The following is a 13210-nucleotide window of genomic DNA, read 5'->3' on the forward strand; positions in this document are numbered from 1 at the left end:
CCAGACTGTCCCCATGACGGAAACGGAATCCATCGCCTACGACGTAGTGGTGCTCGGCGCCGGACCCGTGGGGGAGAACGTCGCCGACCGCACGCGTGCGGCCGGCCTCTCCACCGCGGTCGTGGAGAGCGAACTGGTCGGCGGCGAGTGCTCGTACTGGGCGTGCATGCCCAGCAAGGCCCTGCTGCGGCCGGTGATCGCCCGCGCCGACGCCCGCCGCGTGCCCGGCCTCGCCCAGCTGGCACAGGGCGACCTCGATGTGCCCGCGGTCCTGGCCCACCGCGACTACGAGGTCTCGGACTGGAAGGACGACGGCCAGGTCGCCTGGCTGGACGGCGTCGGGGCCGACCTCTACCGGGGCCAGGGTCGGCTCGCCGGGCCGCGCACGGTCACCGTGACCGGGCCCGACGGAGAACAACGCGTGCTCACCGCGCGGCACGCGGTGGCCGTGTGCACGGGCAGCCGCGCCCTGCTGCCCGGCCTGCCGGGGCTCAGCGAGGTGAAGCCCTGGACGAGCCGCGAGGCGACGAGCGCCAAGGACGCCCCGGGCCGCCTGGTCGTCGTGGGCGGAGGCGTGGTCGCCGTCGAGATGGCCACGGCCTGGCAGGCCCTGGGCTCCCAGGTGACCCTCCTGGTTCGCGGCAAGGGCCTGCTGTCGCGTATGGAGCCCTTCGCCGGGGAACTGGTCGCCGAGGCGCTCACGGAGGCGGGAGCGGACGTACGCACCGGCACTTCGATCGAGTCCGTACGGCGCGAGGGCGGCACGCTCGTGGTCGTCACGGACACCGGTGACCGTATCGAGGCCGACGAGATCCTCTTCGCCACGGGCCGTGCGCCCCGCACCGAGGACATCGGGCTCGAGACCGTCGGCCTGGAGCCGGGTTCCTGGCTCTCGGTCGACGACACACTGAGGGTCACCGACAGCGAATGGCTGTATGCGGTCGGCGACGTCAACCATCGGGCGCTTCTCACCCACCAGGGCAAGTACCAGGCGCGTATCGCGGGAGCGGCGATCGCGGCCCGCGCGGCGGGCGTCCCGCTGCTGGAGACGGACCGCTGGGGAGCCCATGCCGCGACCGCCGACCACGCGGCCGTTCCTCAGGTGGTCTTCACCGACCCGGAGGCGGCGGCCGTGGGGCTCTCCCTCGCCGAGGCGGAGGAGGCGGGCCGCCGTGTGCGGGCCGTCGACGTCGACCTGTCACGGGTGGCGGGGGCCGGTCTGTACGCCGACGGCTACCGCGGCCGTGCCCGCATGGTCGTCGACCTGGACAGCGAGACCCTGCTCGGCGTCACGCTGGTCGGCCCCGGTGTCGGCGAACTGATCCACTCGGCGAGCATCGCGATCGCCGGCGAGGTGCCGATCAACCGTCTGTGGCATGCCGTGCCGTCGTACCCGACGATCAGTGAGGTCTGGCTGCGCCTGCTCGAGGCGTACCGGGGCTGACGACGTCACCGGCGGGGGACAGCCGGGCCCCCGCCCCGCTCCCTGAGGACGGCGGGGCGCCCGCGGAACCCACCGCGGGCGCCCTCCCCGTACGGTCCATGACTCCTGAGCGGCAAACCGACTGCGAGGCGGATTCAGGGCGTTCAGGCCCCACCGCCGCCGCACCGGTCCCCGACTCCGCACGGACCCGGTGCCTGAACCGGATCCGTCGCCTCAGTCGAACTTCACGTACTTGAAGACATGCCCGAACTCTCCGGAACCGATGGTGCTCTGGGCTTCGCCCCGACCCGCCCGCGCACGACTGGCCGACTGGGCCCTGAACACCATGTTCGCCAAGGACGGTGCCTGAGGTGTCGCTGGCCCTCGAACAACCCCCGGCCACAGTCGAAAGACGGACTCCCCACCAGAGAATCGACGCGATCGACGGCCTGCGCGCCGTCGCCGCGGTGATCGCGTTCCACTACGGGGCCGGGCTCGACGGCGGCTCCCTCGGTGTCGATCTCTTCTTCGTCATCTCGGGGTTCGTCATCACCCGGCTGCTCCTGGCGGAACGAGCCCGAACCCCGCGCCCCTCACTGGCCGGCTTCTGGTTCCGGCGAGTCAAGCGGCTCCTGCCCGCCGTCCTGCTGGTGGTCGCAGCCGTCCAAGGGTGGGTGCTCCTGCAGGACCCTCCAGGACTGCGTCCCACTGTCAACGCCCAGACACTGGCCGCCCTCACGTACACGTCCAACTGGTACGCGATCCTTGGACACATCGACTACTGGGACGTGGCGCAGGAGCAGGCGCCGCTGAACCACCTCTGGTCGCTGGCCGTCGAGGAGCAGTTCTACCTCCTGTGGCCCCTCGTGCTGATCGGGCTCACCACCTGGGGAGCCCGACGGATCCGCCATCCCCACCGGCCTCTCCTCGCGACCGCCGCGGTCTGCTACCTGCTGGCACACCTGCTCTACCTCCCCGGCGCCCAGGATCGCGCCTATCTGGGCACCGACACCCGGGCCGGGGCGCTCCTGCTCGGAGCCGCCATCGCCTTCCGCCCGGGCCTGCTCTCCCGGCTGTCCTGGCCGGCGGTAGCGGCCCTCGGCTGGCTGTGGTGCACGGCGGACATCAACACACCTGCGTTCTACGCCTGGCAACTGCCTCTGGCGGGGATCGCGGCGGGCGCCCTCATTGATGCCATCGCGCACGCGGACCGCTTCGGCAACGTACTGTCGTCCCGCCCGCTCCTCTGGCTCGGGCACCGCAGCTACGGGCTCTACCTGTGGCACTGGCCCGTATGGGTCTACCTCGGTGTCAGCCACCCGGAGTGGAACCAGGGCACGAAGGTGCCCGTGGCCCTCAGCATGTCCGTCCTGCTCTCCGCTGCCGGCTACCGGCTGATCGAACGCCCCGTTCGCGCCTCGTCCTGGCGCCCCCGTGCGCTCCTCCCCGTGCTGACCGTCTGCTGCGTCACGCTGGCCCTGGTCACCGCCATCCTCGTCACCCGCCCCGTGGACGCCCGCCACAACGGCCCGATCGTCACCGGACCGAACGTCACCGACGGGAAGGGCAACTAGTACTCCGGCAGCGGTCCGTGTCCTGAGCTGCGTTTTTGGTAGTGACAGCGGCGGGCGACGGCCTGACGGCGTCTTCTCCACGCCGACCATCTCAATGCGTGGGTGACCGGGCCGTGGTCGGCTCGTGGCCGGGGCAGGAGAGCGTCCAGGAGCCGCCGGATCTCCGCCACCGTGAGCGGGACGAGGGCTGATGCGTTTCTGCAGCCCCCTTTGTGTCGCTGCTGGCCGCCTTGACTGCGAATGCGGTCAGGACTGCGTGGGCGGGCATCGAGAGTGTGATGTGTCGGTACCGGCCGAAGTAGCGGCGGACCTCGTACTCGTCCAGGCCGCACTCGTTCTTCGCGGCCTGAAAGCATGCCTCGATCGCCCAGCGGCTGCCGGCGAAGGCGCCCCGCAGCCAAGGCCCCGGGCCCTCCCACTCCTGGACCGGGCGTGAGACCCCTGTTGCCGTAAGCCGCATGGCCCTGCCAAGCCATTCTTCGGCCGGGCATATCAGCAGGTCCGAGTTCACGGTCCGGTCGCCGCGGGATGGTCACTGCCGGTTTCCGCGGCATCCGTCTCGCGGCCGAGGTTCAGCAGCTCATTACTGTAACGGCGGATCGGGGGCGATACTCGGCGGCTGAGTGATGCCTGTTCAACACGAGGGACACGGCGGACTCAGCCTGGAGGGCGAGGCCCTGCACACCACGGTGCACGGAGGCGTCAAGGTGTGGGTGGTCGTGGTCACCGCAGTCCGTGCGCGGGCGCGGGCCGGGTCGGCGTGGCAGGCTTGCAGGGGGGTCCGCGCCGTTCGTCGCAACACAGCAGCGAAGGAGGACGACGCATGGATGAGCAGGAATTCGTCCGTACCGTCGCCGAGCGCACCGGACTGAGCCGGCAGGAGGCGGCGGACCTGACCTGGGCCACGCTCGAGATGCTGGCCCACAGGCTGAGCCCCGGGGAGGCCAGGGACCTGATCACCGAGCTCCCCGAGGGCCTCGCAGAGGCGGTGCGCCGGGGAACCACCGACCGCATCGAGCGCTTCGGCCACTACGACAGCGTGCGGCGCGTGGCCGAACGCACCATGCTCAAGGAGGAGGAAGCCGACCGGGGTGTGCGGACCGTACTGGCCATGCTCCGGGAGGCGATCAGCGAGAAGGAGTTCAACGACCTGATGTCGCAGCTTGGAAAGGACTTCTCCCAGGCCCTCGAATCCCCCGGCTGACCCCGGAGCCTTCGGCGCGGCGCCAGCGGCCCGGACGTTGCGCGTGCGCCGGGACACGGTGGGTGACACCCGCAGACCGCTGGCCCGTGCGGCCGCCATGGCGCGAGGCGCACACGAAGGTGTGGTCATGACAGCTGACGTGCCCGAGACGTCCCCCGGCGGATCCGTGCGCGTCGTACTGGTGGCCGACCCCGGTCTGCCGTCGGAGATCGCCCGGGCTCTCGCCCCCCGGTTGCCCGACCATCTGCGCCGGGCAGTCCGTGCTCGGGTCGGATGGCAGGTCGTCACGATGACCGCCCCGCTCAGCGGGAGCGAACAGGCCGACGTCTCCGACATCGCCGAGGCCGTCAGAAACCACCTGGACGGTGCCGAATGGGACGTAGCGATCTTTCTCACCGACCTTCCGCGGCGGGCCCGGTTCTACCCGATCAGCGTCGAGGTCGACACCGCGCTCCGTGCCGCGCTCATCTCCCTTCCCGCCCTTGGGGCCCGCCGCCTTCGGCGCCGGGTGCGGCAGGCCGTCGTGGATGTCGTCCGAGAGTTGGTCGCGCACGAGGAGACGCCCAGGCACCCGGAGGTGATCGGCCGTCCGCCGCGGGAACCGGTACCGGACACCCGTCCCGGCCCCGAGCAGCCCCAGCGCTACGTCGTGCCCGGCCTGCGCGGCCACGCCCGACTCGTCGCCGGCATGGTGTACGCCAACCGCCCCTGGCGGCTGTTCGGCTCCCTCTCCCGGGCCCTGGCGGGCGTGTTCGCCACGGCTACGGTCCTGTTCATCAACAGCGCCACCTGGAACCTCGCCACCGCACTCGACGCCGTGCAGCATGCCGTCATCACCGCTGCGTCCGCAGTCGCTCTCACCCTGTGGATCATCGTCGACCACCAGCTCTGGGAGCGCAGCACCCACCTCCCTGCACGGCACCACCCTCTATACCCCTACAACCTGGTCACCCTGGTCACCATCGCGCTCGCCGTGATGGTGTTGGCCACGGCCCTGTTCGTGGCTCTGGTCGCCGTCTCCTTCCTGCTGCTGGACGCGTCCGTCCTGCGCAAGTTCATCGGACGGCAGGTCGGCGTCGGCGACTACCTCTTCCTGGCCTGGTTCATCACCGCCATCGCGATGATCGGCGGGGCCTTCGGCACCAGCCTCGAAGGGGACGAGAAGGTGTCCGACGCCGCCTATGGACGACGGCAGCGTGAGCGTCAGCGGATGCTGCGGCAGATTTCGCGGCCGGAGCGAGGAGGACGCAGGGGGCCGGACACCACCGACGGGTGACGGACGCCCAGGCCGCGGTCCGGGCGTCACAGGGCGATGACGTGGAGGTCGACCATGTCGCGCAGCGCCCCCAGGGCCGAGCTGGGCCGCCGGGTCGACGACGTGCCGAGATGCATTGCTCCAGCGGAGCATGGTGCCGTGAACGTCCAGGACGTGCAGGCCTGGGGTGCCTGCAACAGCGAAAGCGGGCAGGAAGGAGATGCCCAGACCGTGCCGGACCACTGTTCCGCCGGTGGCAGCGGAGCGTCACCTGGCAGCGGATCCTCACCCGGCTCCAGGCCCTGGCCGACGCGAAGGGAGCGATCACATGGGACTTGAGCATCGACTCCACGGCCTGCCGCGCCCACCAGCATGCTGCCGGGGCCCGCAATCAGGGTGATCAGCATCGTCGTCATGCTGGCCGGCCTGCGCGCGGAGGACGGCGGGGACGTCCTGCGGGAGATCTCCCCGCACACCGAACTCAAGATGCGCCACGTCGCGGAACTCATCGTGTAGGGGGCCCGGACGGGACACCTCGCGGGCAATATCCGCCACAAGCTGGAACGCAGCATGGCGACGCGCGACCCTGCGCCCCCGAACCCGGCTGACCGGTGCTCAGCCCCTCGCGCTGTCGTCAGGAGCGCGCGAGCCGGGCCGCGAGATAGGGTGCGGTGGCGCTGCGGCGGGCCCTCGCCACCTTGGCCGGCGGGCCTGCCGCGACCACCCGCCCGCCCGCGTCGCCGCCGCCCGGACCGAGGTCGATGACCCAGTCGGCGGCGGCGATTGTATCCAGGTCGTGCTCGACGACGACGACCGTGTTGCCGGCGTCGACGAGCTGGTGCAGCTGTCGCAGCAGCAGCGCGATGTCCGAGGGGTGCAGCCCCGCCGTCGGCTCGTCGAGCAGGTAGAGGGCGTGCCCGCGGCGGGCTCGCTGCAGTTCGGTGGCCAGTTTAATGCGTTGCGCCTCACCGCCGCTGAGTTCCGTCGCGGGCTGGCCCAGCCGCAGGTACCCCAGTCCCACCTCGCGCAACGTCTCCAGACTGCGGGAGGCGGCCGGGACGTCGGACAGGAACTTGGCGGCGGCGTCGACGGACAGCGCCAGTACTTCCGCGATGTTCTTGCCGCGATAGGTGACTTCCAGTGTTTCCGCGTTGTACCGGGCGCCTCCGCAGGTCGGGCACGGCGCGTAGGTGCCGGGCAGGAACAGCAGTTCCACCGCGACGAATCCTTCACCCTGGCAGGTCTCGCACCGCCCTTCGGGCACGTTGAAGGAGAACCGCCCCGCCGAGTAGCCGCGCGCCCTGGCTTCGTCCGTCGCCGTGTACAGCTTGCGCACCGCGTCGAACATCCCGGTATACGTGGCCAGGTTGGACCGGGGTGTTCGGCCGATGGGCCGTTGGTCGACCCGGACCAGCCGGTCGAACGACTCGACCCCCGACGCGTCCTGGACGTCGACCTCCAGCTGCGCCTCGTCGGGTTCCCCGGGTACGAGTCCGAGGTGGCCGCGGACGACCTCGGCGAGCACCTGCGTCACCAGCGTCGACTTTCCGGAACCGGACACGCCCGTCACTGCCGTCAGTACGCAGAGCGGTACGTCGACGGACACGTCGTGCAGATTGTGGCGGGAGACGCCGCTCAGGTGCAGCCAGCCGTGCGGTGTGCGCGGGCGGTGATCGAGCGGCTGGGCGCGCCCGAACAGATACTGGCTCGTGGCCGACTCCCCGACCCGCTCAAGACCGGCGACCGGGCCGCTGTACAGCACGCGTCCGCCGCCCTCGCCCGCACCGGGGCCGATGTCGACCACCCAGTCCGCCCGCCGTACGACGTCCATGTCGTGCTCCACGACGAACAGCGAGTTGCCCGCCGCCTTGAGGCGGTCCAGCACGTTCAGCAGCGGTTCCGCGTCAGCCGGGTGCAGGCCCGCGGAGGGTTCGTCGAGGACGTAGACGACGCCGAACAGCCCCGAGCGCAGCTGGGTGGCGATCCGCAGGCGCTGCGCCTCGCCTGGCGACAGGGTCGTCGAGCGGCGCCCGAGGCTGAGATAGCCGAGGCCCAGGTCGAGCAGTACGTCGACCCGCGCGACCAGATCGCCGCAGATCCGGACCGCGACCTCGGTCGTTTCCCCGGATCGGGCGGTCGACGTGGTGGCGTCGGCCTCGGACCGCCCCGCGACGGGCCTCAGCAGCGCCACGACATCGGTGAGCGGCATCGCGTTGATCTCGGCGATGGAACATCCGGCGAAGGTCACGGCGAGTGCCTCGGGCCGCAGTCCGCTGCCGTGACACTCGGGGCAGGGCACACTCCTGACGAACCGGAGCGCCCGTTCGCGCATCTTCTCGCTCTTGGAGTCGGCGAGGACGTGCATGACGTGCTTGCGGGCGCTCCAGAACTTGCCCTGGTAGCCGTAGTCGACGCGGTCCTCCTCCGGCTCGATGTACACGGAGGGCTGTTCGTCCGTGTACAGCAGCCAGTCCCGGTCCTTCTTCCTGAGCCTGCGCCACGGACGGTCGATGTCGATTCCCAGGCCGCTCACGACACTGCGCAGGTTGGCGCCCTGCCAGGCGCCCGGCCAGGCGGCGATCGCCCCCTCGCGGATGCTCAGCGAGGGGTCCGGGACGAGCAGGTCCTCAGCGACGTCGTGCACGACGCCCAGTCCGTGGCACTCAGGGCAGGCGCCGGCCGCGGTGTTGGGTGAGAACGACTCGGCTTCAAGCCGTGCGGCCCGGGGCGGATAGGTGCCGGCGCGCGAGTACAGCATGCGCAGCAGATTGGACAGCGTGGTGAGGGTGCCGACCGTCGAGCGCGAGCTGGGCGACCCGCGTCGCTGCTGCAGGGCCACGGCCGGTGGCAGTCCGGTGATTTCCTGGACGTGCGGTGCGCCGACCTGTTGCAACAGCCTTCGGGCGTACGGTGCTACGGACTCGAAGTAGCGCCGCTGGGCCTCCGCGTAGAGCGTGCCGAACGCGAGCGAGGACTTGCCCGAACCGGAGATGCCGGTGAAGGCGACCATCGCGTCCCGTGGAACGTCGACATCGATGTTCCGCAGGTTGTTCTCACTGGCGCCCCGGACATGCACGAAGGGGTCGGTCGCGTCCTTGTTCACCGTTCCTGATTACCTGATCGCGCCGGGAACCGCGCGACAGCCGCCGTCACCGGGCCCCCTCACACGAGCGCTCGGAGAAATCCCGGTACGAGACGCTCCCAGGGAGCATTCGAGAGTGCATCACCCATGATCCGTGTGTGGGCGTGAAGAGAACTGTGTCCCCGGGCCTCACCCTTCGCCCATGAGGACGATCGTTCGGCTGAAGCCTTATGGAGCCCCCGCCGCGAGGCGACCGCCCTTCGCGCTCACTTTCGATCGGCATCGGCTGGGGATCCCCCGAACCAGTCGGGGTCTTCGCCTGCCCCCCGCCGGCGCGCTTCGGCGAACCGGTGGTTCGCCCCGGTGGCGCACTCGCCCCGACGGCTCAGCCCCAGGTCGCGAGCATGCGCCCATGGCGGCCATGACCGAGGGCTCGACTCCGTAGTAGACCTACGTGTCGCGCCGCCCGGAGGCGCGCAGCCCGGGCTCCTCGAGCTGCTTCAGATGGTGGGAGAGGGTCGGCTGCGAGACGCCCACATCTGAGGTGTCGCACACGCACGCCTCGCCGCCCTGGTGCGAGGCCACCGCCGAGAACAGGGGCAGCCGGACCGCATCGTCGAGCGCCTTGAACATCGCCGCGGTACGCTCGGCTTCCTCGGCGGTCAGGGGTCGCTCGGTCAAGGGCGGCCAGCACGGCACCACCGCACCGGAGACCTGGGCTCCAGCAGAGGCAGCGCCTTGATGTTCGGCACCTGTCTGTGTTGATACATGTCGCACCACCGCGGCCCGCCCGTGCTGGAGACCACACTTCCACGGGTCTTCGCCGCCGGCGACGTCAGGAGAGGCTCGGTCAAACGGGTGGCCTCGGCGGGGATGCCATGGCGATCCGCCTCGTGCACGAGCACCGGGAAAGCGCTTTGATCGACAGCAGGGTGAACACCGCGTCGCGGAGCGGCCCCACGCAGAGGTGACCGGCAAGATGTCGCTGCTGACGAGGCCGAACGTCGCGGTGGCGAACACGCCGGCGAGCGCTTGGAAGAGGCCCGTGGGCAGCGGCCTGGGCCGGTTTGCGCGGGCCATCCCGCCCAGGTCAGCCGTTTCGTTCGGATCATCCGATCGCTGGTCCGGGCGCGCCGTTGTCCGACGCGCCGTGCGCGCGGATCGAGCCGTTGCTTCTGGGCCGGACATCGAAGCGTGGTGGCCGGTGGCGCGGCGTGCGGTGCGGTCCGCGGTGGTGCCGGAGCGGGTGCCGCCCGCTCATCATCAGACAGCGGCAACGGTTCCAGCTTCGGGCCCCGACGGGGAACTGACGCACCAGCAGAAGTCACACAACTACTAACGATCAACTACTGGCGCAGGACGCCAGAGCGTGTATCAACAGCATCTTCTGGGCGGTTGCAGGGCTGCCGCGCTACTGTGCAGCCATGGCCGACTTCGTACTGGTTGCAGGCGCGCGACTCGGAGCGTGGGCGTGGGACGACGTGGTGCCGTATCTGCGTGCGGCCGGCCATGGCGCCCACCCGTTGACGCTGTCCGGACTTGCGGACAAGCGGGGTGCGCCGGCCGGGCAGCAGACCCACGTCCAGGACGTCGTCGACGAGGTCGACCGCCAGGGTCTTCGCGATGTAGTCCTGGTCGGTCACAGCTACTCGGGGATCCCCGTCGGCCAGGCAGCGGAGAGGATCGGCGAGCGGCTGACACGCGTGGTCTTCGTCGATTCGGCTGTTCCGGCCGACGGCGAGTCGTTCGTCTCCGCGTGGCCGGACGGCGGGGCGACGGTGAAGGCGTCGATCGCCGAGAACGGAGGGTTCTGGCCGCTCGTGACCGCAGCCCACTTCGACGGCCATGGCCTCACCGATGAGCAGATCGCACGGATCGTGGGCGGTTCGACGCCGCACCCGGGCGCTACGCTGACCGAGCCAGCCGTGCTCGCCCGATCGCTCGCCGAACTTCCGGCGACGTACATCCTGTGTCTGCTCGCCGAAGCCGAGCCCGGCGAGGACGTGACCAAGCTGCTGACCAGCGAGCACTGGCGGCTGGTCGAGATGAACACCGGCCACTGGCCGATGTTCTCCCAGCCGCGCGAACTGGCGGACATCCTCCTCGACGCCGCGGGGGAGTGATCGGGGGCCGACGCTTGCGGGCCACGTTCGGGCGTGCATCAGGTGCGCTGGTCCATGTCGGCCACGGGGAACCACTTGTCGGGTGGCGGCCCTCCGAAGGACCGGCGGCCCGACGGCTCCGGTTCATGAGCCGGGCAGCGTGAACCCCAGTTCCGCCGCCGCTCGTTCGGGTGTCGGCTGCGCCCAACGCGCCAACACCGCCTCGTTCGTCGCCAGCGAGCGCAACTCGGCACGGTCCAGATAGAGCACGCCGTCCAGATGGTCCGTCTCGTGCTGGACGATGCGGGCCGGCCAGCCCGCGAACTCCTCGTCCACCACGGTGCCGTGCTCGTCCAGAGCCCGCAGCCGTACCCGCGCATGGCGGGCCACCACCGCCTGCCAGCCCGGCACGCTCAGGCAGCCCTCGAAGAACGCGGCCCGTTCGCCGCCGAGCGCCTCGTACGACGGATTGACCAGCACCCGGAAGGGCTGCGGCAGCCGGCCGCGCGCCACCCTGACCTCCTCGGGAACGGGCGCCGGGTCCTCGATGACCGCGATCCGCAGCGGCACCCCGACCTGTGGGGCCGCGAGTCCCACCCCGGGCGCCGCGTGCATCGTCGTGCGCAGGGCCTCGACGAAGCGGGCCAGCAGCGCGGGCGACAACTGGCCGTCGTACGGCTCGGCTCCACGGCGGAGCACGGGGTGGCCGGCGGCGACGATCGGCAACGGGTCGCCGGCGACGAGGAGTTCTTCGACCAGCTCGGCGATCGGGCGCCCAGTGGGGTTCGTGCGGTCGACTTCGGATGCCATCCGGTCAGCATGACAGCAGAAGCACGAGGCGAGGGCGCTCGCCGGGCGTCGCTGTGGCAGATGTCACCGCACGGGGGACCGATATGTGATGCAGGTCACGAACGGTGCGGGGAACTCGTCCGCACGGCCCTCCGACTACTGGACCGCCACGTCCCGCCTCCCGGTGCGTGGCCCCGAGTCCGTCCCCAGCCCCGGAGAAGCCGCCGATGCCCACCGCTCCCACGACCACGACGGCCGAGCCGAGCCGGCCCGCCGCTCCCGACCCCTCCCGATGGGCGCCGCTGCGCCCGCTGGTGCTGCGCCTGCACTTCTACGCAGGAGTCCTCGTCGCCCCGTTCCTGCTGGTCGCGGCCGTCACCGGATTCCTGTACGCGGCGTCGTTCCAGGCCGAGAGGTTCGTCTATCCGCAGGAGACGACCGTCCCGGCCGGTGACAGCAAACTGCCGATCGGCCGGCAGGTCGCCGCGGCACGCGGGGCACACCCCGAAGGCACGCTGTCGGCGGTACGGCTCTCCGCGGAGGAGGACGCCACAACCAGAGTGCTGCTGTCGGGTGTGCCCGGCGTGGACGAGGACCATGTACTCGCCGTCTTCGTCGACCCGTACACCGGCAGGGTGCGCGGCGCCTTGGAGCAGTACGGCTCCACCGGAGCCCTGCCGCTGCGCACCTGGATCGACGAGTTCCACCGCGATCTGCACCTCGGCGAGCACGGCCGCCTCTACAGCGAACTCGCCGCCAGCTGGCTGTGGGTGATCGCCGGTGGCGGCCTGGTGCTGTGGTGCGCGCGCCGGCGGGCGCAGCGCAAGGTGCGTGGGACGAACGGCCGCCGTCGCACCCTCGGCCTGCACGGCACCGTCGGCGTCTGGACCGCCGTCGGATTCCTCTTCCTCTCCGCCACCGGGCTGACCTGGTCCACCTACGCGGGGGCGAACATCGACGAACTCCGCACCTCGCTGGGCCAGGCGACCCCGTCCATCTCGGTGACCGTGGACGGCGAGCACGCGGGCCACGGTTCGGCGCGTGGGGACGGCCGGCACGGTGTGGGCCTGGACAGGGTGCTCGCCGCCGCGCGCGCCGAGGGCCTCACCGACCCCGTCGAGATCGTCCCGCCCGCCGACGCGTCCTCCGCCTACGTCGTCCGCCAGATCGAACGCGGCTGGCCGGGCAAGCAGGACGCGGTGGCCGTCGAACCCGCCACCGGTGAGGTGCTCGACGTGCTGCGTTTCGCGGACTACCCGGTGCTCGCGAAGTTGACGCGCTGGGGCATCGACCTGCACACCGGTGTCCTGTTCGGACCGGTCAACCAGATCGCCCTGATGGGTCTGGCGCTCTCCCTGGTCCTGCTGATCGTGTGGGGCTATCGCATGTGGTGGCAGCGGGGCCGCGCGGGCATGTTCGGGCGACCCGTGCCACGCGGTGCCTGGCGGCAGGTGCCCCCGCAGATTCTCGTCCCGGGCATGGCGGCGATAGCGGTGCTCGGCTACTTCGTGCCGCTGCTGGGGATCCCGCTGGCGGCGTTCCTGCTGGTGGACATCGTCCTCGGTGAGATCGCCCACCGTCGGGGCAGGGGTTCCCGCGGAGGTCGGACGGCCCGGTCGGGCACGTCGACGCGCACTTAGCGCGGCCATCCGGACGGGCGCCATGGTGCCGCGTGGTCTCTCCCATCGGACTGACCGGTGGTATGGCGCCCTTTGTGCCGCCCTCTTCGCCGGGGGAGCGGGCCCATGGACCCCGCCGGGGCCGCTGCGACCCATGGGGCG

8 protein-coding genes and 3 pseudogenes are annotated in these 13210 nt (G+C 70.9%); 7 read left to right on the forward strand and 4 right to left on the reverse strand.

Annotation, left to right across the window (positions count from 1 at the left end):
* Positions 1 to 13: 13 nt before the first annotated feature.
* Both RCR19_RS34940 and RCR19_RS34945 read left to right on the forward strand, forming a co-directional pair.
* A complete protein-coding gene (locus tag RCR19_RS34940) occupies positions 14 to 1444 on the forward strand; it encodes an NAD(P)/FAD-dependent oxidoreductase (protein ID WP_331268756.1) in 1431 nt (476 codons plus the stop codon).
* A gap of 341 nt (positions 1445 to 1785) precedes the next feature.
* Complete coding sequence (locus tag RCR19_RS34945; RefSeq protein ID WP_331268757.1) at positions 1786 to 2997, forward strand: acyltransferase; 1212 nt, start codon at positions 1786 to 1788, stop codon at positions 2995 to 2997.
* Positions 2998 to 3088: 91 nt separating this feature from the next.
* On the opposite strand, the pseudogene RCR19_RS34950 reads toward RCR19_RS34945, so the two are convergent.
* A pseudogene (locus RCR19_RS34950) lies at positions 3089 to 3379 on the reverse strand (IS701 family transposase); the annotation flags it as partial.
* 441 nt (positions 3380 to 3820) lie between these two features.
* On the opposite strand from RCR19_RS34950, the gene RCR19_RS34955 reads away from it, so the two are divergent.
* From RCR19_RS34955 to RCR19_RS34965, 3 genes and pseudogenes are all read left to right on the forward strand, one after another.
* Entirely contained in the window at positions 3821 to 4201 is a 381-nt protein-coding gene (locus RCR19_RS34955; RefSeq protein ID WP_331268758.1) for a DUF2267 domain-containing protein, read from the forward strand.
* Positions 4202 to 4328: 127 nt separating this feature from the next.
* On the forward strand, positions 4329 to 5477 hold the full coding sequence (locus RCR19_RS34960) for a hypothetical protein (RefSeq protein ID WP_331268759.1): 1149 nt from the start codon (positions 4329 to 4331) through the stop codon (positions 5475 to 5477).
* Between the two features lie 224 nt (positions 5478 to 5701).
* Positions 5702 to 5845 (forward strand): annotated as a pseudogene (locus RCR19_RS34965) (IS5/IS1182 family transposase); the annotation flags it as partial.
* A 245-nt stretch (positions 5846 to 6090) separates the two neighbouring features.
* On the opposite strand, the gene uvrA reads toward RCR19_RS34965, so the two are convergent.
* Positions 6091 to 8559 carry an excinuclease ABC subunit UvrA gene (gene uvrA / locus RCR19_RS34970; protein ID WP_331268760.1) on the reverse strand — a complete coding sequence of 823 codons (2469 nt, stop codon included), beginning with the start codon at positions 8557 to 8559 and terminating at the stop codon, positions 6091 to 6093.
* A 432-nt stretch (positions 8560 to 8991) separates the two neighbouring features.
* Positions 8992 to 9290 (reverse strand): annotated as a pseudogene (locus RCR19_RS34975) (ArsR family transcriptional regulator); the annotation flags it as partial.
* A 672-nt stretch (positions 9291 to 9962) separates the two neighbouring features.
* Between RCR19_RS34975 and RCR19_RS34980 the strand changes: the two are divergent.
* A complete protein-coding gene (locus RCR19_RS34980) occupies positions 9963 to 10661 on the forward strand; it encodes an alpha/beta hydrolase (RefSeq protein WP_331268761.1) in 699 nt (232 codons plus the stop codon).
* A 123-nt stretch (positions 10662 to 10784) separates the two neighbouring features.
* Here the strand turns inward: RCR19_RS34980 and RCR19_RS34985 are convergent, their stop codons facing one another.
* Positions 10785 to 11450, reverse strand: a complete 666-nt coding sequence (locus tag RCR19_RS34985) for a peptide deformylase (RefSeq protein WP_331268762.1) — start codon at positions 11448 to 11450, stop codon at positions 10785 to 10787.
* Between the two features lie 206 nt (positions 11451 to 11656).
* Between RCR19_RS34985 and RCR19_RS34990 the strand changes: the two genes are divergently transcribed.
* Entirely contained in the window at positions 11657 to 13069 is a 1413-nt protein-coding gene (locus RCR19_RS34990; protein WP_331268763.1) for a PepSY-associated TM helix domain-containing protein, read from the forward strand.
* Positions 13070 to 13210: the final 141 nt, after the last annotated feature.

The organism is Streptomyces sp. WAC07094, assembly GCF_036320405.1.
Taxonomy (GTDB): Bacteria; Actinomycetota; Actinomycetes; order Streptomycetales; family Streptomycetaceae; genus Streptomyces; species Streptomyces lannensis.